Origin of the sequence: Rhodococcus ruber NBRC 15591 (assembly GCF_001894945.1) — a bacterium.
GTDB classification, from domain to species: Bacteria; Actinomycetota; Actinomycetes; order Mycobacteriales; family Mycobacteriaceae; genus Rhodococcus; species Rhodococcus ruber.
Genome location: NZ_BCXE01000004.1, coordinates 145,400 through 169,255 on the forward strand (window position 1 = coordinate 145,400; position 23,856 = coordinate 169,255).

The following is a 23,856-nucleotide window of genomic DNA, read 5'->3' on the forward strand; positions in this document are numbered from 1 at the left end:
GTCACATCGGTTCGATGTGACCGAACCGGTGTGACATTCGGTCGGTCGGTCGGTCATTCGGTCGGGTGGGAGGGGGCGGATCGTCAGGTGGTCGGGGTGGGGGCGGTGCGGTCGCGCAGGTCGCTGCGCCGGATCTTGCCGGTCTGGGTCTTGGGGAGGTTCTCGACGATGTGGACCCGGCGGGGCCGCTTGTAGGCGGCGAGGCGCTCACGGACGAAGTCCACGAGTTCGTCCTCGGTGGCGTGGGCGTCGCGTTCGAGCGACACGAATGCCACCACGGATTCGCCCTGGTAGTCGTCGGGCTGACCGACGACGGCGGCCTCGTGGACGGCGGGGTGCTCGTAGAGGGCGTCCTCGACCTCGCGGGGCCACACCTTGTAGCCGGAGACGTTGATCTGATCCTTGAGGCGGTCCACCAGGTAGACCCAGCCGTGCCGGTCGATGATCGCGCCGTCGCCGGTGCGCAGCCGTCCGCCGGGCAGGGTGGAGGCCGATGCCTCGGGCTTGCGCCAGTACCCCGAGATCACCTGCGGGCCGGTCAGTTCCAGTTCCCCCTGCGTGCCGGGTTCGACGGCGGCACCGTCCGCGTCGACGACCCGCGCACCGATCAGGGGCAGCGGGACGCCGATCGCGAGGGTGCCGCTGGCGGGGTCCACGGGTGCCCGGCGCCCGGGCGGCACCGCGATGACGCCGGAGGACGTCTCGGTCATCCCGTAGGCGTTGTGGATGTACTTGCCGAACTTCGCTTCGAACTTCTCCACGGTCGCGGGCGGGATGGGTGCGCCGCCGGAGTAGAGGGTCTTGACCGACGCGAAGTGGCGGGCCTCGGCGCCGGGGGTTTCGTACAGGGCGTTGAACACCGTGATCGAGCCGATCGTGAAGGTGACCCCGTGCTCGACGAGGGCCTCGAGCGCGACCTCGGCATTGAAGCGGTTGGCGAAGACCAGGGTGGTCGGGTGCACCAGCGCCAGGGTGGCGTTGATGACAGCGCCGGTGATGTGGAACAACGGCGCGACGGCGAACACCGCGTCGCCGGCGGTCAGGCCGACGAAGGAGCCGAAGGTGGTGGCCACGGCCAGCACGTTGGCGTGGGTGTTCATCGCGCCCTTCGGCGGTCCGGTGGTGCCCGAGGTGTAGGCGAGCAGGGCGACGTCGTCGCCGGTGATCTCGACGGGCGACGGCCGCCGGCCCCGGTGTTGTTCGATCAGCTCGACGAGGTCGCCGTCGGGCGCGGCCACGGCACGGTCCGTCGTCGGGAAGACCCGTGCGTCGTCGCGGCTCTGGAAGTCCAGGTCGCTGGTGCTGACGATCCAGCGCACCGAGCTGTCGCGCACGGTGTCCGCGGTCTCCGCGACGGCGGTGTCGGCGCACACCATGCCGACGATCTCGGCGTCGTCGACGAGGCGGCGCAGTTCGGCTCGCCGGTACATGGGGTTGAGCACGAGCGCCGCGGCGCCGAGTTTCCACAGCGCGAGCAGGGTCAGCGCATACTGGGGGATGTTCTGCAGGTAGATGCCCACACGGTCGCCGCGCCGCACCCCGCGAGCGGCGAAGGCGACGGCGAGAGCGTCGGAGAGCTCGTCGGTCTCGCGGGCGGTCAGCACACCGTCGAAGTAGGCGATGGCCTTGCCGTCGGGGTCGGCATCCACGCGGGCGCGCCACGCGTCCACCAGGGAGACGAACGGCACCACCGGCTCGGGGTCGAGTCCGTTCGGGTAGAGCGCGGTCCAGGGGCGCATCTGGGACGTCACGACGCAGTTCCTTCCACTCGACTGCGGGGCCTTCCACCGCCACGACCGATCGCTCGGTCGGTAAGCGGTCTGTCAGTAGTGTCGTGGGCCACACAACCGCGTGTCAAATCGGACAGGACACACCCGTGGCGTCCGCATGCGGGCCCTGGCCTGGGCATTCCCGGAGTGGGAGAATCGGAGATCGAACGACCCCCGGCGCGCGACGCGACGAGCGGTCGGAAATCGTCGGTGGGCGGTCGAGAACCGCACGTCGGTACGAGCGGACACGGCTGACGGAAGGCCGAGACGATGGACGACGTGGACACCCGGCACGCGCAGGTTCTGCTCGAATGGGACAGCGGCCGCGCCGGCTACGACCCCGGAACGACGGTGCACATCGGCCGCGACCGATCGATGGATGTCACCCTCGAACACCCGGTGGTCTCCCGCGAACACGCGCTCCTGCAGTGGGAGGACGGCTGGTATCTCGTCGACTCCGGCAGCAAGAACGGGCTCTTCGTCGACGGCCGCCGGGTGGAGCGGATCCGGGTGACCGGCACGGTCGTCGCCCGCCTCGGCGACCGCGCCGAGGGACCGGACCTCCGGATCTCCGTCGCCGAACCCGAGGCGACCCGCGAACGCCGCGGGGGTCTGCTCGACCAGCTGACCGCGGTCCGGGCCGGCGAGACCCGCGGGGCGCGGCGCCGGACCCGCCGCGCGCCCCGCACCGGCGACGTGTCGATCGGCCGCGCCGCCGACAACACCGTCGTCGTCGACGACGTCCTGGCCTCCCGCCAGCACGCGGCCCTGCGCACCGGGCCGACCGGACTCGAGATCGAGGACCTCGGCAGCGTCAACGGCACGTTCGTCGCGGGCACCCGCATCGATCACGCCGTCCTCGCCGAGGGCGACGTCGTGACGATCGGCAACACCGACCTCGTCGTCCGCGACGGCACCCTCGTCCCGCGGGAGAAGACGGCGGCGGCCACGACCGACGGGTTGCGCGTGCGCGCCGTCGGACTGACCATCGACGGGAGCCGGCGACTGCTGCACGACGTCACCCTGGCCGCGCCGCCCGGCACGCTCACCGCCGTCATCGGCCCCTCCGGTGCCGGCAAGTCCACCGTGGCCAAGATCGTCTCGGGCACCGGCAGTCCCACCGACGGGGTCGTGGAGTTCGACGGCCACAGCGTGCACGCCGAATATCAGGCGCTGCGCTCCCGGATCGGCCTCGTCCCCCAGGACGACGTGCTCCACCGGCAGCTCACCGTCCGCGAGGCCCTCGGTTACGCCGCCGAACTGCGGCTGCCGCCGGACACCACCCGCGCCGACCGCGAGGAGGTGATCGCCCGGGTGCTCGGCGAACTGCAGCTCACCGAACACGCCGGCACCCGGGTCGACCGCCTCTCCGGGGGGCAGCGCAAGCGCGCGTCGGTCGCCCTCGAACTACTCACCGGGCCGTCGCTGCTGATCCTCGACGAACCCACCTCCGGCCTCGATCCGGCACTCGACCGGCAGATCATGACCACGCTGCGCCGCCTCGCCGACTCCGGCCGGGTCGTCCTCGTCATCACCCACTCCCTGTCCTACCTCGAACTGTGTGATCAGGTGCTGCTGCTCGCTCCCGGCGGCAAGACCGCCTATGTGGGGCCGCCCGGCGAGGTGGGCACCGCGCTCGGCAGCTCCGACTGGGCGGAGATCTTCGCGCGCGTCGCCGCCGAACCCGACGCGGTGCACGCCGAGCACCTCGCCCGCAATGCGACCGTCGACCATCCACCCGCCGCGGCCCCCGGCCCGCTGGGCCGGCCCGCCCACACCTCCCGTCGCAGACAGCTGAGCACCGTCGCGCGGCGGCAGATCCGGTTGATCCGCGCGGACCGCGGCTACCTGATCTTCCTGTCGCTGCTGCCGTTCATCCTCGGCGGGCTGTCGATCCTGGTGCCCGGCAGCGACGGATTCGGCCCGCCGAGCCCGGGTGCGGATCCGGGCGAGCTGGCGTTCATCCTCATCCTGCTGATCCTCGGGGCCTGCTTCATGGGCTCGTCGCTCACCGTCCGGGATCTCGTCGGCGAACGGATGATCTACCACCGCGAACGCGCCGCCGGGCTCGCACCGTCGGCGTACCTGATCGCGAAGATCGTGGTGTTCTGCGCCGCCGCGATCGTGCAGTCGTTCGTGCTGGTCCTCGTCGTCCTGGTCGGCAAGGGCGCCCCCGGTGCCGGCAGCGTGATTCCTTCCGGCAGCGTCGAACTCGTCGTCGATATCGCCCTGACCACGTGTGCCTGCGTGGTGGTCGGCCTGGCCCTGTCGGCCGTCGCCCGGTCCGGTGAACAGGTGATGCCGCTGCTCGTCGTGACGGTCATGGTGCAGCTCGTGCTCAGCGGTGGCCTGATCCCCATCACCGGGCGCGCCGTGCTCGCCCAGCTGTCGTGGCTGTCGCCGTCGCGGTGGGGCTACGCCGCGACCGCCTCGACCGTCGACCTGCGTGCCAAGGACCCGACCGCCGAGGCCGACGTGCTGTGGCAGCACGCCCCGTCGTGGTGGCTGCTCTCCGCCGGGATGCTGCTCCTCCTCGGCATCGTCTACGCCACGTTCACCTACACCCGGTTGCGGCTGCGCGCCCGGTGAGCGCGATGCCGATATCTCACACGACGACGAGCGCGACGGCGACCGCGACATCGAGCACGGCGCAGAACTCGGCGAAGGAACGGTCCACGGTGACCCGGAGCCGATGGTGGACGAGATCCCACACGCCGTGCAGGAACCATCCGGCCGCGACGAGGTACCGGGCGAGGTCCGGATCGGCGGCGAGCGCGACCAGGCCGAGCACCCCGAAGGCGACCATGCCGGCCACCTGGACGAGGAAACGGCGGTCGCGCAGCCGGCCGCGCACCGCGCCCACGACGATCACGACCGCCGCCGCGGCGCCGATCAGCACCGTCGACGGCACGACGTCCAGCGCCCGCAGCACGAACCACACCGTGTAGGAGGCCGGGAACACCACCCATACCGCACGCGGCCGGCCCAGCACGGCCGTGACGAGATACAGGAACGGCAGCAGCATCATCATCTCGGTGAGGATCTCGACGCTCGCCTCGGCGGGCGTGCCGAACAGGGCGAACGCCAGAGCCGCGACCGTCGGCCAGCGCTGCGCCAGGAAGGCCGGACCGGCCGGGCGGCGCGATGCGGGGCGGGCCGTGCTCACGGCCGTCGTGGTGTCCATGAGGTCTCCCGGGGGCAGTGGTGGGCGGATGCCTCCACGATCGGCCCCCGGATCCGGCCGGACGAGACCCCGAGGTCGGACGTGTCCGGAAATGTGGGATCCCTGTCCGTCGGACACGCCGCGTCCGGCCCCGGCCGCGGCTACCGTCGACGGTGTGGACGAACGACGCGTGGTGGTCGTCGGCTACGACCGGGCGGAGCTGCTCGACATCGCCTGCGTGACGACGACGTTCGCGACTGCGAACCGATTCGGCGCCGCCCCGGCGTACCGGGTGGAGCTGGCCACCCCCGGCGGGGCCGCGATCACCTGCGACACCGGGCTGGTGCTGGCCGGACAGCGACGGCTCGAACGGCTCGTCGGAGCACTCGACACCCTCGTCGTCTCCGGCGGCTTCGGGCACGTCGACGTGGCCGACGACGCCCGGTTCGTCGGCCACGTGCGCCGCCTCGCGCGGGACAGCCGCCGGGTGGCGTCCGTGTGCACGGGCGCCTCCGTCCTCGCGGCCGCCGGTCTGCTCGACGGCCGGCGCGCCACCACCCACTGGGCGTTCGCCGCTCGGCTCGCCGCGCGGTACCCGCAGGTGCAGGTGGATCCGCTGCCGATCTTCGTGCGCGACGGCCACGTCGCGACCGCCGCCGGGGTGACCAGCGCCCTGGACCTCACCCTCGCGTTCGTCGAGGAGGACCACGGCCCCGACCTCGCCCGCCACGTCTCCCGCGCCCTGGTCACCTACCTGCAGCGACCGGGCAACCAGGCGCAGATGAGCCTGTTCACCACGGTGCCCGAGCCGGAGGACCGCGGGATGCGGCGCCTCGTCGACCACATCACCACCCACCTCGGCGGCGATCTGTCGGCTACCGCGCTCGCCGCGCGGGCCGGGATGAGCGAACGGCACCTCACTCGGATGTTCCTGCACCACCTGCACGACACCCCCGCCCGCTACGTCCGCCGGGTCCGGCTCGAGGCCGCCGCCGTCCTGCTCACCACCACGTCGCTGCCGGTCACGGCGATCGCGGCGCGCTGCGGGTTCGGCACCACCGAGACGCTGCGGCAGGCGTTCACCCGGCGCTACGGGGCGTCACCGGCGGCGTTCCGCGCCGGTCACTCCCACGCCGCCGCCCGGCACACCGGGGGCTGAACGGGTCTCAGGACAGGTACTCGGGGTCCGGGCAGGTCTTGTGCGACCAGTCCGAACCGAGGGTGCCCTGATGCGTGTCCGCCGGGCACTCGTCGCTGCGTTCGCCCACGCGGGCCAGGGACACCACGACGGACTTGGAGGTAGGGCAATTGCTCTGGCGGGCAGTCGAATCCAGCGGCACCAATCCGTTGGTCTCGGGATAGTAGGCGGCAGCCGATCCGCGCGGAGTGTCGTACTCGACGATCCGGAACGACCGCGCGCACCGGACCCGCTCGTCGCCGTCCCACCGCGTGAACAGGTCGACCAGATCACCGTCGTCGAAGCCGAGGGCGGCGATGTCGTCGCGGTGCAGGAAGATCACCCGCCGCCCGCCCTCGACGCCGCGGTACCGGTCGCTCAGCCCGTAGATGGTGGTGTTGAACTGGTCGTGGCTCCGCAGGGTCTGCAGGATCACGTGCCCCTCGGGCACGTGCAGCACGTCGATCGGGGAGACCGCGAATTCGGCCCGCCCGGAATCGGTGTGGAAGGTACGCGAATCGCGGGGCGGGTGCGGCAGGACGAACCCGCCCGGGCGACGGACGTTGACGTCGTAGCTCTCACAACCCGGGACGACGCGGGAGATCAGGCCGCGGACGACGCCGTAGTCGTCGCGCATCGCCTTCCAGTCGAGGCCGTACCGGTCCCCGAGCGTGGCCTCGGCGATCCGCGAGACGATCTCGACCTCGGACTTCAGGTGCGGGCTCGCGGGCTCGAGCGGCCCGCGCGACGCGTGCACCGAGCACGTCGAGTCCTCGACCGTCACGAACTGCGGGCCCGACGCCTGCACGTCCTGCTCGGTGCGCCCCTTGGTCGGCAGGATCAGCGCCGTCTCGCCGCACACGAGATGCGACCGGTTGATCTTGGTGGAGACCTGCACGGTCATCCGGGCCCGCCGCATCGCGGCCGCGGTGACGTGGGTGTCGGGTGCGGCCTGCACGAAGTTGCCCCCGAGGCCCATGAAGAAGCGGGCCCGGCCGTCGCGCAGCGCCCGGATCGAGTCGACGGTGTCGAAGCCGTTCTCGCGCGGCGGATCGAAGCCGAACTCCCGTTGCAGCGCATCGAGAAAGTGGGCCGGGGGCCGCTCCCAGATTCCCATGGTGCGGTCGCCCTGCACGTTGGAATGCCCGCGCACGGGGAACAGACCCGCGCCGCGCTTACCGATATTGCCCTGTGCCAGAGCCAGATTGGTGACCTCCTTGATGGTGGCCACCGCGTTGCGGTGCTGGGTCAGGCCCATCGCCCAGCAGAACACCGTCGCACGCGAGTCACGCAGCAGCCTCGCGGCCTCGGTGATCTGCTCCCGCGACAGCCCCGTGGCGGTGGTGACGACGTCCCAGTCGACGTCGGCGACGTGGCGGCGCCACTGCTCGAAACCGCGGGTGTGCCGCTCGATGAACTCGTGGTCGAGCGCGTCCCACTCCACGAGCAGCGACCCGAACGCCTGCAGCAGCGCCAGATCCCCGTTCAGCGCGATCGGCAGGTGCAGGTCCGACAGGTCGGTGCCCCGGCCGACGACCCCGCGCGGGGTCTGCGGATTGCGGAAGTTGACCAGGCCCGCCTCCCGCAGCGGATTGATCGACAGGATAGTGGCGCCGTTGCGTTTGGCCTTCTCGAGCGCGGTGAGCATGCGCGGATGGTTCGTCCCCGGATTCTGGCCCTGCAGGACGATGAGCTCCGCGTGGTAGACGTCGTCGAGCGTGACGCTCGCCTTGCCGATGCCGATCGACTCCTGCAGCGCGATGCTGGTGGACTCGTGGCACATGTTGGAACAGTCGGGCAGGTTGTTCGTGCCGAACGCCCGGGCGAAGAGCTGGTAGGCGAACGCCACCTCGTTCGAAGCCCGCCCCGAGGTGTAGAAGATCGCCTCGTCGGGGCTGTCGAGCGCGTTCAGCTCTGCGCCGATCAGGGCGAACGCCTCGTCCCAGTCGATCGGTTCGTAGTGGGTGCCGCCGGGCCGCTTGATCATCGGATGCGTGATGCGGCCCTGCTGGCCGAGCCAGTGCTCGCTGTGCGCATCCAGCTCGGCGAGGCTGTGGGCGGCGAAGAACTCGGGGGTGGCGCGGCGCCGGGTCGCCTCCTCCGCCACCGCCTTCGCGCCGTTCTCGCAGAACTCGGCGACCGACCGATGTCCCGGGTCCGGATCGGGCCACGCACAGCTCATGCAGTCGAAGCCCTCGGCCTGGTTCAACCGCAGGAGTGTCCGCGCCGTCCGGCTCGGCCCCATCCGTTCGAGGGAGCGCTTCATCGACACCGCCACCGCGGTCGGGCCCGCGGCGTGATCCTCGGCGTCGTCGACCTCGAGGTCGCGCTCGTCGTAGTCCCGATCGTGTCTGCGCATCGCCGGCCCCTCGTCGTCCACACCGTGTCCGCGGTCGTCCGCCCCGTGTCCGCGCGCCCGGCTCCCCGCGCACGCGTGTCGATGCTCTGCCTACCCGCGCGCCGCGCCCGCGAAACCGGATTCACGAAGGTCGGCGGGCCTCGCGGCCGCGTCGTACGGTGGCCTCATGAAGTGGTCGAAAGCCCTCGGACTCCCCGCCGCGGCGATGGCCGCGGTCGCGTCGTACGACCTGCTGCAGCGGCGGCACGCCATCCTGCGCAACTTTCCCGTCGTCGGGCACGGCCGCTACCTGCTCGAAGCCGTCGGTCCCGAGTTGCGGCAGTACATCACCACCGGAAACGACGAGGAGCGTCCCTTCACGCGCGATCAGCGCCGCTGGGTGTACACCTCCTCGAAGCTCGTGAACAACACCTTCGGATTCGGCACCGACAACGACGTCGAATACACCGACGGCTACACGATCATCAAGCACCGCACGTTCTCCGAGACCCCGCCGTCGGCCGCGCCGCACGCCGGGGAGAAGCTGCCGATCCCGTCGGCGAAGGTCCTCGGCGGACCGCGTGGGCGGGCGAAGGCGTTCCGGCCGCAGTCGATCGTCAACGTCTCGGCGATGAGCTTCGGGTCGTTGAGCGGGGCCGCCGTCTCGGCGCTCAACCGCGGCGCCGCCGACAGCGGTTGCCTGCACAACACCGGTGAGGGCGGGCTGTCGCGCTACCACCGCAACGGGGCAGACCTGATCTTCCAGATCGGCACCGCGTACTTCGGTTGCCGCGACGAGGAGGGCCGGTTCGACCTGGCCCGGCTGAAGGCCGTCGTCGAGTCGGCGCCGGTGCGGGCGATCGAGATCAAACTGAGCCAGGGCGCCAAGCCCGGCCTCGGCGGCCTGCTGCCCGGGGCGAAGGTGACGCCCGAGATCGCCGAGATCCGCGGCATCCCGGAGGGCCGCGACTGTGTCAGCCCGTCGCGGCACACCACGTTCCACGACGTCGACAGCATGCTCGACTGGATCGAGCTGCTCGCCCACGAGACCGGGCTGCCGGTCGGCGTCAAGTCGGCGGTCGGCGACATGGCCTTCTGGCAGCACCTCGTCGACGCGATGTGCAACTCCGACCGTGGCGTCGACTTCGTGACGATCGACGGCGGCGAGGGCGGCACGGGTGCGGCGCCGCTCGTGTTCACCGACGCGGTCTCGCTGCCCTTCCGCAGTGGCTTCGCCCGGGTCTACAAGCTGTTCGCGGAGGCCGGTCTCAGCGACGACGTGACGTTCATCGGCGCCGGCAAGCTCGGACTGCCCGACAACGCGGTGGTGGCGATGGCCCTGGGCTGCGACATGATCAACGTCGCGCGGGAGCCGATGCTCGCGATCGGCTGCATCCAGGCCCAGAAGTGCCACACCGATCGGTGCCCGACCGGCGTCGCCACCCAGAACCCGTGGCTCGAGCGGGGCCTCGACGTCGAGCTGAAGGCGGTGCGCGCCGCCAACTACCTCCGGGCGCTGCGCCGGGACATGTTCAAGCTGGCCGAGGCCTGTGGCGTCGCGCATCCCGGTCTGATCACCCCGACCGACGTCGAGGTGGCCGACGGCAACCGGCGCGCGATCACCCTCGCGGAGATGTACGGCTACCAGCCCGGCTGGGGTCTGCCCGGTGCGGCGGACCGCGAGGAGATCACGCGGCTGATGCTCGGGGTCGCCGCGGCCGAGGGCGGCGAGGGCTCGCCGGGCGCGCGAACGACGCCCTGACACCGGCACTGTCCAGAATCCGGACAGTTCGGGACGCCGACCCCACGTCACGCTGGAGCACGACCACTCGCGACACCACCGAACCCGCCGGGAGGCAGATCGTGATCGACAGGATGTACGCCACGGTGCTCACGGTCGGCGGTGTCGTGTTCGCCGGCTGTCTGCTCCTCGGCGAGGCCGTGGACGCGATGGGCGGCAGCGGCCGGACCGTCGTCCCGGATGTCCCGGACCGCGTCGGGGAACGGTTCGCGCACCTCGGCTGAATCCCGGCCGAGGGCGTCGCTCTCCCGCGCATGCCGCGACGGTCGAGCGCGGCGTCGACTCTGCACGCGCTCAGCGGCGGACGCGCAGCACTCGGCCCGCGACCACCACGAAGAGCGCGAGGACGACGATCAGCAGCGCACCCGGACCGGACAGGGCTGCGGCCCAGCGCCCGAGAGCGACCTGCGCGTCGAACTGTTCGTCCAGCCCCATCACGCCGGTGAGGTTCGCGGTGCCGTCCGTGCCCAGGAACAGCAGACCGATACCGATGAACAGCAGTCCCGACGCCAGCGAGGTGGTGTGGGTGTGCAGCGGTCCGAGACGGAGCGGCCGTCCGCGCAGCCAGGTGCGCTTGCCGAGGTCGAAGCGCTTCCAGGCCGAAGCGAGAGCGAACAGCGGCAGCACCATCCCGAGGGCGTAGACGGCCATGAGCGTGGCGCCGTGCAACGGGTGACCGCCCGCGACGGCAATGGTCAGCACACTCCCGAGCAGCGGACCGGAGCAGAACCCCGCGAACCCGTACACCGCGCCCAGCACGAAGACCGACGCCGCCCCCGAACCGGTGATCGAGTTCGCCGCCCGCTGTGCCGACGTCGAGGCGAAGCCCTTGCCGAGGACGGTCATGACGCCGAGGCCGATCAGCACCGCGCCGCTGGCCAGGGTGATCAGCCCGCGATGCTGGGTCAGCGCCGCACCCAGCAGGCCCATACCCGCCCCCAGAGGGGTGAGCACCGCGGCCAGGCCCACGTAGAAGATCGCGGTGCGGGCGGCCAGACGTCCGGCCCCGCCGAAGGCGTAGGCGAAGAACGACGGCAGCAGCAGTGCCGAGCAGGGGCTGAGCAGCGAGAGCACGCCGCCGAGCAGTGCACCGAGCAGCCCGATCTCGGTCACGGTGCCGACCCGGCGGCCGCCTCGATCACCTGCTCGAACACCGTCACCGGCTGCGCACCGAGAATCGGGGTGCCGTTGACGACGAACGACGGCGTGCTCGACACCCCGATCGCGTTCGCTTCCAGCACGTCGGCGTAGATGGACTGGTCGGCCGAGGCGCCGGCCGCGTCCTGCGCGAACCGGTCCAGGTCGGGCACTCCCGCGGTCTCGGCAAAGCCGCGCAGGGCCTCGGCGCTCAGGTCGGGGTGACCTCGCTCCGGCGATGCCGCGTACACCGCGGTGGCGAACTCCCAGAACTTGCCCTGCGCGGCGGCCGCGCGCCCGGCGCGGGCGGCCGCCATCGACTGTTCCCCGAAGATCGGCAGGTCGCGCCATTCGATGCGCAGGACGCCCTCGTCGACATACTTCTCGACCAGAACGGGCTCGGTGTCCCGGCTGAACTTGGCACAGAACGGGCAGCGGTAGTCCGAGTACGCGACCATCACCACCGGGGCGTCGACCGCTCCGAGAGCGAGGGGGTCGCCGTCGATGCGCCGGGACAGGTCGCCGACCGGCCCCGTCTCGGGGGCGGTGTCCGCCGCAGTGTTCTCGCTGCCGCCGGTGCGGTCGACGACCAGCCAGGCGAGGAGCACGACGGCAACGAGGCCGAGTGCGCCGAGCAACCACAGGTCGCGGCGGGATCGGGAGGTTCGGTCGGGTGATGTCATTCGCTGCCTTCGGATCGCTGCGTGCCGATGCGGACCCACCGTCCGCAACTACTAAGTGCAATAGTAGCTGAACCTACTAAGCTACTTAGTAGCTCGATGTCTTCTCGCCCCTCGGACAAGGATGACGACGTGATCACTTCCGCCACCGACCTCGACCTCGCCACGGGCACGGCGTCCCCGAGCCGAAGAAGGCGGGTGCTGCGCGCCGCCACCGCCGCGGTCGTCACGCTCGTGGTGGTGGGGGTGCCCACCGACATCCTCGCCAACCCGTGGTTCGGACGCGAGGTGCCGGTGCGGTGGTGGGAGTATCCGGTCCTGGCGGCAACGGCGTTGCTGACCGCGCTCTGGTTCGGTATCCGGCAGCGTCACCCGGGCGAGGGACAGGCCGCGACGCCTGCGGCAGGAGTACTGCTGACCGTCTTCGCCGTGGGCTGCCCGGTCTGCAACAAGCTGGTGCTGGTCAGCATCGGAGCGTCCGGTGCACTGGGATGGTGGGCCCCGCTCCAGCCGGTTCTCGCCGTCCTCTCGCTGGCGATGCTCACCGCCGCGGTGCTCTACCGCTGGCGCCGCCGTCCCTGCGACGACTCCTGTATTCCCTCGGTGGCCTCGGCCGGTTCTACGCGGTGAGGCAGGAGGCGGCCACGATTCCCACGACCGAGACACCGGCGAGGAGAGCGGGAAACGCCGAGACGGTCAGCGCAAGCGGATAGGCGAGCACCCGGCGGGACCGCCCGGGCCGCGGAGCCCGGCCCAGCCAGCAGAGCCGGTCGTCGACGAAGCGGTGGGACGACGTGCTCGAACGGGCGCTGTGCGCGCTGCACCGGACGAGCGCATCCCGGACCGCGTCGGGACCGCAGGCCTGGGCGGCTCGGCGATCGGCGGCCAGCTCGACGAGGACCCGCACCCAGGTCACCCCCTGCCGGCACAGGGGCACGAACGGCAACGCCGCCGCGAGGGCGGCCCCGAACATCACCAGCACGTGGTGCCGGCCCCGGATGTGCGCGTACTCGTGGGCGAGCACCGCGTGGCGTTCGCGGGGAGCCAGCACCGAGAGGCCCTCACTGGCGACCACGGCCCCGTTCCGCCCCCCGATGCTGTATGCAGCGCACGAGTTTTCCCGTAGCCAGAGCACGTCCCCGACGTCCCCGCCCGGCCGGGTCTCGCCGAGGGTCCGGACCAGGTTCAGGTGCGCGGCGGTGTCACGGCGATGCCGCCGATACGACCGGGCGACCACCAGGAGGATCCGCCCGACCAGAGCGCCGGCCACGACCCACAGCGCCACCTCCGCGTAGGGCAGCCACGGCAGCAGCCCCTCGTCCCGGGCGGTACGCACGCACGTCGCGGCCAGCAGGGGCATCTGCTCGAGCCGCAGACCGGGGCGGGTGGCCACGGCGAGCGGGCCGCCGACCAGCACCGCGACGAACAACACCTGGGTCGACACCCACGCCGCCAGCGCGAGACGCGGGTCCACCCCCGGCGCCGCCAGACGTGGCAACCACCGTGGTGCCCCGAACCCGAGCACGAGTGCCGACGCGAACAGCGCCACGGCCACGATCACGAGGAGACGTCCTTGCGTCCGCGGGTCGTCCGGCGGGCGGCCCGGCGCAGGATCCGGGATTCGTCCTCGGTGGCGGAACTGGCGAACTGCAACATCACCTGCTCGGGGTTCCCACTCGACTGCAGCACCTGACGCACCAGCTCGGCTGCGGTCTCCTCCCGGCTGCGCATCGGACGATAGCGGTAGCCGCGTCCGATCCGGCTGCGCGAGACCATGTTCTTGGTGTGCAGATTGTCCAGGACCGTCATCACCGTCGTGTAGGCCAGCGCCCGCGCCGGATCCAGGCGGGTCATCACGTCACGCACCCGAAGCGGTTCCTCGGCCTGCCACAGCACGTCCATGACCGCCGATTCCAGCTCGCCGAGGCCCATCACGTCCGTGTCACCGCTTCCGTTCCCCCGGCCGAACTCCGGCCGGACCGATCCCACTGTACGACCCGGCCCCGGCGCGAGCGTCCGGTGAGGGCATCGCGGGGCCGCCGGCGCGCGCCCGGGGCGCGGCATCGGCCGGAGCCTGCGGACCACGGGACGATCCGAGCGCCGGTTCGGCCGGTACGCCGTCCCCGAGCCCGGGAGATCCCTCGTCGGAGCCGCACCCTTCCGCGCATACCCCTAGGGGTATGGACTCGGGCTTGCTACCACCACCGACTCTCGATCGACGAGGTGCCCGATGACCACTGCAGACGTTCCCGCCCAGACCACCACCTCGATGCCCCGGATCGGCGACCCGGCACCCGCATTCACCGCGGTGACCACCCAGGGGGACATCGACTTTCCCGGCGACTACCGCGGCAAGTGGGTGATCCTGTTCTCCCATCCGGCCGACTTCACCCCCGTGTGCACCAGCGAATTCATCACCTTCGCCTCGATGCAGGACGAATTCCGCAAGTACAACACCGAACTCGTCGGACTGTCGGTCGACGGCCTCTACAGCCACATCGCCTGGCTGCGCACGATCAAGGACAAGATCACCTTCAACGGCATGAGCAACGTCGAGGTGACGTTCCCGCTCATCGAGGACATCACGATGGAGGTGGCCCGCAAGTACGGCATGATCATGCCGGGCGAGGACTCCACCAAAGCCGTGCGGGCGGTCTTCGTCGTCGATCCCGCCGGGATCATCCGCACGATCATCTACTACCCGCTGAGCATGGGCCGCAACTTCGACGAGCTGCTCCGCGTGATCAAGGCCCTGCAGACCGCAGACGCGTTCGAGGTGGCCACGCCCGCGGATTGGCGTCCCGGCGACCGCGTCATCGTGCCGACCGCCGGTTCCTGCGGAGTCGCGGCGGACCGCATGGCCGGCGCCGAAGACGGCGTGGAGTGCGAGGACTGGTTCTTCTGCACCAAGCAGATCAGCGAGGAGGACGTCGAAAAGGCCATCCGCGCAGACTAGTCCGCTCCGCGGTGTGCGGTCCCGAGTGCAGCACGGGTCCGCACACCGTGAGCCGCCCTCGCGGACCCCGAGACGACGGGCCTGCGGCTCGGCTCGCACACGCCGGGCGCCGAGCACTCCGCGCTCATATCGATTCGATATGACGTGATGCCGAAATGCCGTCTATCCGCGACGCCCGCCACCCGCCAGGGTGGAGATCATGGCCCCTTCCCTCCAGGCGCTCCCGGCCCCGGCCGCGGTACGCCTGCGCGCACCGCTCCCGGGACTCGCCCTCTGTGCCGCGGCGGCAGCGGCGGCACTCGTCGCCGCCCGCTTCTTCGGGGGCATCAGTCCCCTGCTGATCGCCATCGTCCTCGGCGCACTCCTGGCCAACACGACCTCGCTGCCGACGCCCACCGAACCCGGCCTGGCCGTGGCGTCGCGCCGGTTGCTCCGGATCGGGGTCGCCCTCCTCGGGCTGCAACTTCTCGTCACCGACGTGCTCGCCCTCGGCTGGGGCGTGCTCGGCCTCGTCGTGGCCGTGGTGGCCGGCGGCATCGCCGGGACGATGGCACTGGGCAGAGTCCTCGGGCTCGACTGGACCCAGCGCCTGCTCGTCGCCTGTGGCTTCTCGATCTGCGGCGCCGCGGCCGTCGCCGCGGTGGACGGGGTCGTCGACGCCCGCAAGCAGCACGTGGTCACCTCCGTCGCGCTCGTGGTCGTCTTCGGCACCGCCATGATCCCCGGCCTGCCGCTCGCGGCCTCCGCGCTGGGACTCGACACCACCCAGGCCGGCATGTGGGCCGGCGCCGCGATCCACGAGGTGGCGCAGGTCGTCGCCGCGGGCGAAGCCGTGGACGCCGGCAACGCCGGGGCGCTGGGCGCGAGTGCCCTCGCGGTGGCCGTGACCGTGAAACTCGCCCGGGTCGCGATGCTCGCACCCGTGGTCGCCTGGATCGGCGCGGTGTCGCGCCGCCGCAATCGCGAGCAGACCGATGTGCGGCGACCGCCGCTGGTGCCCCTGTTCCTGCTCGGCTTCCTCGGCTGCGTCGCCCTGCGCGCCACCGGCGTGCTCCCCGCCCCGGCTCTGGACGTCGCCCGGCTCACGCAGACCGCGTTGCTCACCGCCGCCATGTTCGCGCTCGGCACCGGCGTACGTCTCGACGTCCTGCGGGGCGTGGGCTGGCGGCCCTTCGCCCTCGCCGCCGCGTCCACGGTGTGGGTCTCGGCGATCGCCCTGACGGGAATCCTGCTGCTGGGATAGCAGATACGCTCCGCAGCCGCGCGCCGATCGGACACAGACAACAGTCGTGCCGCGCGCGGATGACCGGAAGGTTCGCGGCTGGACGCGGTGGCCCGGAACGACGGCCCGGCCGAAACGGAGTTCGCCGGAAGCACTTCGGGCACCGACGGCCGCTGTTACCGTCGGAGGGATGACAGCGCCGGCGAAGGTGGGCTCCACGATCCGCGTCGCGATCGCCGCGACCCTGTCCGTCGCGCTGCTCGGCGCCTGCACGTCGGCCGGTGACGACCCGGCGGGACCCGCCGAGTGCGTCTCGGTTCCCAACGGCACTCCCCTGTCCGCCGCGCCGCCCGCCCCGGCCACCGGTGACCGGGACCTGGCCACCAACCCCGAGGTCGCCACCGGCTACCGGGACGAGATGACGGCCGTGACGACCGCGTCGTACGCGGTGTCCACAGCCAACCCGGTCTCGACGGAGGCGGCCTGCAAGGTGCTGCGCGACGGCGGCACCGTCGCCGACGCACTGGTCGTCGCGCAGACGGTGCTCGGACTCGTCGAACCACAGTCGTCGGGGATCGGCGGCGGCGCCTTCCTGCTCTACTACGACGCGGAGACCGGGCAGGTGCAGGCGTACGACGGCCGCGAGACGGCACCGATGTCGGCCACCGAGAACTACCTGCGCTGGATCAGCGACACCGACCGCACCGAACCCCGGCCCGACGCCCGTGCCAGCGGCCGCTCGATCGGGGTGCCCGGCGTGGTGCGCCTGCTCGAGGAGGTGCACCGCGACCACGGCAGCACCGAGTGGGCCCGGTTGTTCGACCCGGCCGTCGCCCTCGCCGACGACGGGGTGGTGATCAGCGACCGGATGGCCGCGGCGATCGCCGACGCGGCACCCGACCTCGCCGTCGACGACGAGGCACGGGCGTACTTCCTGAACCCCGACGGCACGCCCAAGACCGCGGGCACCGTCCTGGTCAACCCGGCCATGGCGAAGACGCTCGGCGCCATCGCGTCCGACGGAGCAGACGCGTTCTACACCGGAGCCCTCGCTCAGGACATCGTCGACGCCACCGCCACCGCCACGGGGGGCCGCACCCCCGGGACGATGACCGTCGACGACCTCGCCGGCTACGAGGTGAAGACGCGCACCCCCGTGTGCACGCCCTACCGGGAGCACGAGATCTGCGGCATGCCGAACCCGTCCTCGGGAGGCATCGCCGTCGCGGCGACGATGGGCATTCTCGAGAACTTCGACGTGTCCGCGCTGGGACCGACCGAGGTCGACGAGAACGGGGGCGAGCCGACCGCCGACGCCGTGCACCTGATCTCCGAGGCCGAGCGGCTCGCGTACGCGGACCGCGACAAGTACGTGGCGGACTCGGACTTCGTTCCCCTGCCCGGCAACTCGCCGCAGACCCTGCTCGACGACAACTACCTGCGCGCACGGGCCGATCTCATCGACCCGGGCCGGAGCATGGGCACGGCACAGCCCGGCGACTTCGGGCCGGTGCCCCTGGGGGTTCCGGCGCAGGACCGCGAACACGGCACCAGTCACATCTCCATCGCGGACGAATACGGCAACGTGGCCTCGATGACCACGACGATCGAATCGGCGTTCGGCTCGTTCCACATGGTCGACGGCTTCCTGTTGAACAACCAGCTGACGGATTTCGCCGCCGAACCCGTGGACGAGGCCGGGGTCCCGGTGGCCAACCGCGTCGAACCGGGCAAGCGGCCGCGCAGTTCGATGGCACCGACCCTCGTGTTCGACCGCAACCCCGACGGCACCCGCGGCGACGTGCGCATCGTCGTCGGCTCGCCGGGTGGTTCCGTCATCATCCAGTTCGTGGTCAAGACCCTCGTCGGCATGCTCGACTGGGGCCTGGATCCCCAGCAGGCGGTGTCGGCGGTCGCCTTCGGCGCGGCCAACACGCCCGTCACCGGGGTCGGCGGCGAGCACCCGGCGATCGACGGCAGCGACGACGGGGCCCGCGATCCGCTGGTCGCCGAGCTGCGCGCACGAGGTCATCAGGTGGCGGTGCTCCCCCAGTCCAGCGGGCTCAGCGCGCTGCGGCGGGACGAGACCGGGTGGATCGGCGGCGCGGACCCGCGACGAGAGGGCGCCGTGATGGGCGACACCACCGGATAACGATCCGGGGCGAAGGTCCGGGCGCCGAGTCACGACTGAATAACCACACGGGGTTTCGCCGATCTGCGGGAATAAGATCGACAACCATCGATCGCCGTCACGGCGGGTGGGAACGGATGGATCGGGGTACCGGGATGCGGATCGCGGACGTGCTGCGGAACAAGGGGCCGGTCGTGGCCACGGTGGATCCGGACCTCTCGGTCGAAGACATGATCGGCGAACTGGCCCGCAACAATGTGGGCGCCCTCGTCGTGATGGAGGGCGGCGCCGTGATCGGCATCGTCTCCGAACGCGACGTCGTGCGCCGGCTCCACCAGCACGGTCCCGCCCTGCTCGACGCCCGCGTCCGGGACATCATGAGCACGACGGTGTCCACCTGCCTGCCCACCGACACGGTGGACAGCCTCGCCGAGACCATGACCGAACGCCGGATCCGGCACCTGCCCGTCGTGGTGGACGGCCGCATGGTGGGGATCGTCAGCATCGGCGACGTCGTGAAGAGCCGGATCGACGAACTGCAGTGCGAACGCGACCAACTCGAGTCGTACATCGAGCACGGCTGAACCCTGGCACCAGATTTCAGCACCAGATTTCAGCGCCAGATTTCAGCGCCAGATTTCAGCGCCAGATTTCAGCGCCAGATTTCAGGGGGATTCTCCGGGTGATCCCGGATTCGCTCCAGCGTGTGCCGGGCGACAGTGGACCACATGGCGAAGCGTCCGGGGCAGCGGTGGCGGCAGGCGACGGTGTGGCTGCACGTGGTCACATCCGTGGGATGGATGAGCCAGGCCCTCGCGCTGCTCGTCCTGCTGACACTGAGCCGCACCGCGGTGGATCCCGCGGTGCGGGTGGCCGGAACGACGATGGCGCAGCACCTCGACAGCACGCTCCTCGCTCCGCTGGCCAACGCGTCGGCGTTCACGGGCTTCCTGCTCGCGGCGGCGACTCCGTGGGGATTCCTGCGCTACTGGTGGGTGGCGATCAAGTTCGTCCTCACCGTGGTCCAGGTGAACCTCGGGATCTTCCTGCTGTCGGCGGGCCTGAACAGTTCGGTGGCCGCCGCCCGCGACGACGCGTCCGGACCGGCGGGGCCGATGATCGCGGGCACCGCGCTGATGGTCGGCGCGCTCGCCTTCCAGGCGTGGCTGTCGGTCGCGAAACCCTGGGCCCGCACCCCGTGGACGACCGGGAAGGCGAAACTGCCCGCCGCGCCGCCGTGGGTCTTCATGATGGCGACGGGCGCAGTGGCCGCCGATCTGACCGTCGCGGTGCTGCTGGGTCACCCGCTGCCCGCCTTCTCCGCGGTGGCCCTGGTCGTCGCGTCGACGACCAGGGCCAGGACGATCCGCGAGGCGAGCCTTCGACCCGCCTACGGCTGAGGCACCGCCGTGGTCGTCGCGGTGGTGGTGGCCGCCGGCGTCGTGGTCTCGGGGGCGCTCGACTCCGTCGTCGTGGACTCGACCGGCGGCAGCGGCTCGACGGCCGGAGCCGGGGACTGCACCGCGGGCGACGGGCCCGGGGACGGCGTGGTCGTCGTCGGAGCGGGGGCCGCCGCCGGGGCGGGAGCCGGGGCCTGGACGGGCGCCGGCGACGCTGCCGTCGTGGTGGTCGCGGCCGGGGTCCGCGAGGTGGTCGTCGGGTCGGTCGTGGTGGCCTCGGCGGCGGTCTTCTCCGCGTCCTCGTCCGCCGTCGGCGGGATCGGCGCCGGATCGATCGGCTTCGACGAGACGACGAGCTTCGGGGCGGTCGTCTCGGCCTCGGCCTTGTCGAGCTCGCCGCTCTCGGCCTGCTTCGCCAGGTGCGTCAGCCAGGCTGCCGCGTACTGCGCCGAGGTCAGGGGCTTGCCGTTCTCGGGGTCGGAGTCGCGCCAGTAGTCGAAGTGGTGCCCGGTATCGGGACCGAGGGTCTGCTGGTACGGATCGCTCAGCGCCACCTCGAGGGTGTTCTCGTTGTCGGCGAGGAACCCGATGACCTCGTTGCGGAGCTTCGCCGGCAGATAGGCCAGGTCGATCAGCTCACCGGAGCTGATCTCGTCGTCCGTGCCGTCCGAGGCGACATCGCGGGTGGCCGGCTCGTAGGACGGATCCGACACCTTGATGAGCACGTCGAGGAACGTCTCGTCGCTCTGCATCCAGTTCTCCTGCGACTGGATGTCGGCGAACGCGGCCATGGCGATCCGCCCGAGGACCGTGGCGACGTCCAGCGCGGTCTGCGGCGTGAGGCCCTCGCGCTCGAGCGCGTCGACGTTCAACTGCCGGCCCACGTTCACTGCGAGCTGCAGCAGGGCGATGTTCTCCGGGGCGGAACAGGTGAGGTCGCCCTCCGAGCAGAACGACGCCACCTTGCCGTCCAGCGCCCCGAAGCTGCCCGAGGTGCCCGGCAGCGAACCGCTGCCCGACGCGCTGTTGCGGCCCGACTGGTAGGCGAGGTCGAACCCGTCCGGGTTGCGGAACTCGTCCTCCGCGCCGGGGAACGGTCCCTCGCCCGCCTCACGACCGGCGTCGGCCAGGATGACCACACCCACGACCGAATCCGGATCGACGATCTCGTACGACCCGTCCTCGGCGACCTCCTGGTTACCGATCTCCATCGCCACCCGGCGCGCCACATCGGCGCCCTCGCTGTACCCGACGACGGCGAACTTCGTGTCCGGGCATGCCTCGCGGATCGCCTGCATCACGGTCTGGGCGTTGTCCACGCCGGTCTCGACGGCGTCGTCGTACGACGACATGTTCGCCGGGTACTCGACGTACACCGCGGAGTAGGAGCCCTCCGGGACGTCGTCGCGCGGCGCGTTGACGACCTCGTCGACCCAGGGGCTGCTGAAGTCGGTGGACGATGCGGCGGGCAGAGGGTTCCCGTCGGCGTCGAGGAGCATCGCATGCGTGCCGGGGCGGGGGCTGTCGTTGCGCCCGCCGACCGCGATGCTCACCATGTCGTGGCACTCGGTGACCGACGCGGTCAGCGTCGTCGGGGCCGTCGACGGCGCCGACGGTTCCGAGACCGCCACCGCTATCACCGCCGCCGCGCCCAGCGCCACGGGAGCCACCGCAGCCGCGGCAATCCGCTTGTTTCGCACCGCCCAATCGAGTGCCATGGTCCCACCCCATCCGATCTCGGTCCGTGCCGACGACCCCGGTTGCGGTGTCGACGCGTCGGACGGAACGTCGCTCGGGGACTCGGTCGTGTTACATGTCCGTATCGCGGGAGGGGCCGCGATACGCGGCCGAGGCTTCTGTCCCCCGCGTCGTTCCGCTCGGGCAGCACCGTCGTCCGGGGGCGGTCCCCCTGTCCTGCGGCAACAGCCTGTGCATCCATGTGGGCGCGAGTAGGCTGCCGGTCATGGCCGAACTGTCCGCCGAGGTGCGGGCTCTGCTCGGGGCGCGGAACATGGCACACGTCGCGACGCTCATGCCCGACGGCGCACCGCATGTCTCTCCCGTGTGGATTGCGGTCGAGGGTGATCGCTTGGCGATCTTCTCCGCTCGCGAGAACCGGAAGGTCGCCAATCTACGCCGTGACGGGCGCGTCGCCGTGTCGGTCTGCGACGAGCACAACCCGTATCGGTCGGTCGTCGTCCGCGGCCGGGTCGTCGAGGAACTCCAGGGCGACGAAGCGGTCGAGATCATGGACCGGATGAGCAACCGCTACGTCGGCACCGACTTCCCGATGCGCTCGGCGATCGTCTCGCTCATCGAACCCGAGCGAGTTCACCTGCAGGACCTCCCGTTCCACCACCCCTCCGGCACCGGAACCTGAGCCGCGACCTCCGAGGCCGTCCGGGTGCGACCGTCGACCGCGATCCGGGGATGCCCTGCACGACCGCAGCGCGATCCGATTCGGCGCGAGGATTCGGTTGCGCGCGCGGCGCAGGCTCCGCTCGGTCCCGTCGTTCCGGGGATCGCCTTTCACTCTCGCGGCCCACACCGAGCGCGTCTGATCCATCTCGGGACCGCCGACACAACGGTCGTTTTCACTGAGTGAAATAGCTTCTGCCTGATCGATTTTCCCGATCGGCCCTGTCCCACAGCGGAGTTGACGTACGGCAGTGCACGCAGTCACAATCCGAACGATCACTCGGTTACGAACAGGTGTGCACTATGCGAACAAGGTCCGACGGGATCGCCACCGAGGCGCCCCGACACACGACCCGCTCCGCGCGACCCGTCATCGCGCTGTGCTGGGTCGCGGTACTCCTCGACGGCTTCGACCTCGTCGTTCTCGGCGCCGTGAACCCGGCGCTGCTGGACTACCCGGACTGGAACGTCGACGCCGGCGGCCTCACCGTCATCTCGACCGCCGGCCTGGTCGGCATGACACTCGGAGCCCTGGCCATCGGCACCCTGACCGACGTCCTCGGCCGGCGACGCACCCTCATCTTCTCCGTCACCGCCTTCTCGGTGCTGACCCTCGCATGCGCGTTCGCGACATCACCGGAGATGCTCGGCGTCCTGCGCTTCCTCGCGGGCCTCGGCCTCGGCGGCGCACTGCCCACCGCGCTGGCCATCGTCGCCGAATTCGCGCCCGGGAAAAAGGGATCCGCGTCGACCACCGTCATGACCGGCTACCACGTCGGCGCCGTGGCGACGGCCCTGCTCGCCCTCGTCCTGCTGGAGAGTTCCGGGTGGCGTTCGATGTTCGTCGCGGGCACACTGCCGGCGTTCGTTCTCGTCCCCCTGATGTTCCGCTACCTGCCCGAGTCGCCCGCGTACCTCTCCGCCCGAGGCCGGCACGACGAAGCCGCACGCATCGCTGCCGACTACGGACTTCCGTCCACCGACGTCGTGCCACCGGACCCCGGCCACACCCCGGACGCGAAGCCGGCGTCGCCGGTGCGGGCCCTGTTCTCGCCGCAGTTGCTGCGCACCAGCGTGTCCATCTGGGTCACCTCCTTCATGGGGCTGCTCCTGGTGTACGGCCTCAACACCTGGCTGCCGACGATCATGCGCGAAGCCGGATACGACCTCGGTGCGTCGCTGTCGCTGCTGCTCGTGCTCAACGCCGGTGCCGTCGCGGGCCTGCTCGTCGCCGGCCGCGTCGCCGACCGGATCGGCGCACGCACCGCGGGCCTCGTGTGGTTCACCCTCGCCGCGCTGTTCCTCGCCACGCTCAGCATCAACCTCGCCTACGGCGTCTACGTGCTGGTGTTCCTTGCCGGCTGCTTCGTCTTCAGTTCCCAGGTGCTCGTCTACGCCTTCACCAGCGCGGCCTACCCGGCCGAGGCACGCGCCACGGCGCTCGGCTGGTCCGCCGGCGTGGGCCGCATCGGCGCCATCTGCGGTCCGATCCTCGGCGGTGCGCTCCTGCAGGCCGGCGTCGCCTACCCCTGGGGCTTCTACGCCTTCGCCGCCGTCGGCGTACTCGGCGCCGTCGCACTGTCGACGAGCCGGCCGGTGCGGTAGCGCTCGGAACTTGCCCACCGAATCGGAACTTGCCGCGTGAATTGCGTGGGCAAGTTCCG

At 71.1% G+C, this 23,856-nt stretch carries 20 protein-coding genes; 12 read left to right on the forward strand and 8 right to left on the reverse strand.

The annotated features are described in order from the left end of the window. Positions 1 to 83: 83 nt before the first annotated feature. Positions 84 to 1,751 carry a class I adenylate-forming enzyme family protein gene (locus RR3_RS04755; RefSeq protein ID WP_108754939.1) on the reverse strand — a complete coding sequence of 556 codons (1,668 nt, stop codon included), beginning with the start codon at positions 1,749 to 1,751 and terminating at the stop codon, positions 84 to 86. A 288-nt stretch (positions 1,752 to 2,039) separates the two neighbouring features. Between RR3_RS04755 and RR3_RS04760 the strand changes: the two genes are divergently transcribed. Beyond that, complete coding sequence (locus RR3_RS04760; RefSeq protein ID WP_064066150.1) at positions 2,040 to 4,358, forward strand: FHA domain-containing protein; 2,319 nt, start codon at positions 2,040 to 2,042, stop codon at positions 4,356 to 4,358. Positions 4,359 to 4,374: 16 nt separating this feature from the next. Here RR3_RS04760 and RR3_RS04765 read toward each other — a convergent pair whose 3' ends face one another. After that, positions 4,375 to 4,953: a hypothetical protein gene (locus RR3_RS04765; protein WP_040272901.1), complete on the reverse strand. Its 579-nt coding sequence runs from the start codon at positions 4,951 to 4,953 to the stop codon at positions 4,375 to 4,377. A gap of 91 nt (positions 4,954 to 5,044) precedes the next feature. Here RR3_RS04765 and RR3_RS04770 point away from each other — a divergent pair, with 91 nt between their 5' ends. Continuing rightward, positions 5,045 to 6,091, forward strand: coding sequence for a GlxA family transcriptional regulator (locus RR3_RS04770; protein ID WP_017680178.1), 1,047 nt, complete (start codon positions 5,045 to 5,047; stop codon positions 6,089 to 6,091). A 7-nt stretch (positions 6,092 to 6,098) separates the two neighbouring features. Here the strand turns inward: RR3_RS04770 and RR3_RS04775 are convergent, their stop codons facing one another. Then, on the reverse strand, positions 6,099 to 8,468 hold the full coding sequence (locus RR3_RS04775; RefSeq protein ID WP_029540015.1) for an FdhF/YdeP family oxidoreductase: 2,370 nt from the start codon (positions 8,466 to 8,468) through the stop codon (positions 6,099 to 6,101). Between the two features lie 166 nt (positions 8,469 to 8,634). On the opposite strand from RR3_RS04775, the gene RR3_RS04780 reads away from it, so the two are divergent. Both RR3_RS04780 and RR3_RS24830 read left to right on the forward strand, forming a co-directional pair. After that, entirely contained in the window at positions 8,635 to 10,209 is a 1,575-nt protein-coding gene (locus tag RR3_RS04780) for an FMN-binding glutamate synthase family protein (protein WP_026137624.1), read from the forward strand. Positions 10,210 to 10,310: 101 nt separating this feature from the next. Beyond that, positions 10,311 to 10,472, forward strand: a complete 162-nt coding sequence (locus RR3_RS24830; protein WP_017680181.1) for a hypothetical protein — start codon at positions 10,311 to 10,313, stop codon at positions 10,470 to 10,472. A 70-nt stretch (positions 10,473 to 10,542) separates the two neighbouring features. Here RR3_RS24830 and RR3_RS04785 read toward each other — a convergent pair whose 3' ends face one another. Together RR3_RS04785 and RR3_RS04790 are read right to left on the reverse strand one after the other, a co-directional pair. Further along, positions 10,543 to 11,361 carry a cytochrome c biogenesis CcdA family protein gene (locus RR3_RS04785; protein ID WP_064066151.1) on the reverse strand — a complete coding sequence of 273 codons (819 nt, stop codon included), beginning with the start codon at positions 11,359 to 11,361 and terminating at the stop codon, positions 10,543 to 10,545. After that, positions 11,358 to 12,068, reverse strand: a complete 711-nt coding sequence (locus RR3_RS04790) for a DsbA family protein (RefSeq protein ID WP_064066152.1) — start codon at positions 12,066 to 12,068, stop codon at positions 11,358 to 11,360. Before RR3_RS04790 ends, RR3_RS04785 begins: the two co-directional genes overlap by 4 nt. A 129-nt stretch (positions 12,069 to 12,197) precedes the next feature. Between RR3_RS04790 and RR3_RS04795 the strand changes: the two genes are divergently transcribed. Next, positions 12,198 to 12,695 (forward strand): hypothetical protein, encoded by a 498-nt coding sequence (locus RR3_RS04795; RefSeq protein ID WP_064066153.1) that lies wholly within the window; start codon positions 12,198 to 12,200, stop codon positions 12,693 to 12,695. On the opposite strand, the gene RR3_RS04800 is transcribed toward RR3_RS04795, so the two are convergent. Then, entirely contained in the window at positions 12,685 to 13,626 is a 942-nt protein-coding gene (locus RR3_RS04800; RefSeq protein WP_064066154.1) for a M56 family metallopeptidase, read from the reverse strand. The genes RR3_RS04795 and RR3_RS04800 overlap by 11 nt on opposite strands. Further along, positions 13,623 to 13,997 (reverse strand): BlaI/MecI/CopY family transcriptional regulator, encoded by a 375-nt coding sequence (locus RR3_RS04805; RefSeq protein WP_082752484.1) that lies wholly within the window; start codon positions 13,995 to 13,997, stop codon positions 13,623 to 13,625. The genes RR3_RS04800 and RR3_RS04805 overlap by 4 nt, the downstream gene beginning before the upstream one ends. Before the next feature lie 298 nt (positions 13,998 to 14,295). On the opposite strand from RR3_RS04805, the gene RR3_RS04810 reads away from it, so the two are divergent. The 5 genes from RR3_RS04810 to RR3_RS04830 all read left to right on the forward strand — a co-directional run bounded on the left by RR3_RS04810 (position 14,296) and on the right by RR3_RS04830 (position 19,774). Further along, on the forward strand, positions 14,296 to 15,021 hold the full coding sequence (locus RR3_RS04810) for a peroxiredoxin (protein ID WP_230831885.1): 726 nt from the start codon (positions 14,296 to 14,298) through the stop codon (positions 15,019 to 15,021). Positions 15,022 to 15,220: 199 nt separating this feature from the next. After that, positions 15,221 to 16,264, forward strand: a complete 1,044-nt coding sequence (locus tag RR3_RS04815) for a YeiH family protein (RefSeq protein ID WP_064066155.1) — start codon at positions 15,221 to 15,223, stop codon at positions 16,262 to 16,264. A gap of 169 nt (positions 16,265 to 16,433) precedes the next feature. Then, positions 16,434 to 18,395, forward strand: coding sequence for a gamma-glutamyltransferase (ggt, locus tag RR3_RS04820; RefSeq protein WP_064066156.1), 1,962 nt, complete (start codon positions 16,434 to 16,436; stop codon positions 18,393 to 18,395). A gap of 134 nt (positions 18,396 to 18,529) precedes the next feature. Continuing rightward, positions 18,530 to 18,958, forward strand: a complete 429-nt coding sequence (locus tag RR3_RS04825) for a CBS domain-containing protein (RefSeq protein WP_010596244.1) — start codon at positions 18,530 to 18,532, stop codon at positions 18,956 to 18,958. A 144-nt stretch (positions 18,959 to 19,102) separates the two neighbouring features. Next, the gene (locus RR3_RS04830; RefSeq protein ID WP_010596245.1) at positions 19,103 to 19,774 is read left to right on the forward strand and encodes a hypothetical protein; all 672 of its coding nucleotides are present in this window, start codon (positions 19,103 to 19,105) and stop codon (positions 19,772 to 19,774) included. Here the strand turns inward: RR3_RS04830 and RR3_RS04835 are convergent. Further along, positions 19,765 to 21,492, reverse strand: a complete 1,728-nt coding sequence (locus RR3_RS04835) for a cutinase family protein (RefSeq protein ID WP_072786349.1) — start codon at positions 21,490 to 21,492, stop codon at positions 19,765 to 19,767. The two genes, RR3_RS04830 and RR3_RS04835, sit on opposite strands and share 10 nt — an antisense overlap. A 245-nt stretch (positions 21,493 to 21,737) precedes the next feature. On the opposite strand from RR3_RS04835, the gene RR3_RS04840 reads away from it, so the two are divergent. Then, positions 21,738 to 22,154 carry a TIGR03618 family F420-dependent PPOX class oxidoreductase gene (locus tag RR3_RS04840; RefSeq protein WP_064065943.1) on the forward strand — a complete coding sequence of 139 codons (417 nt, stop codon included), beginning with the start codon at positions 21,738 to 21,740 and terminating at the stop codon, positions 22,152 to 22,154. A 341-nt stretch (positions 22,155 to 22,495) separates the two neighbouring features. After that, positions 22,496 to 23,797 carry an MFS transporter gene (locus tag RR3_RS04845; protein WP_064065942.1) on the forward strand — a complete coding sequence of 434 codons (1,302 nt, stop codon included), beginning with the start codon at positions 22,496 to 22,498 and terminating at the stop codon, positions 23,795 to 23,797. The last annotated feature ends 59 nt before the right edge of the window (positions 23,798 to 23,856 follow it).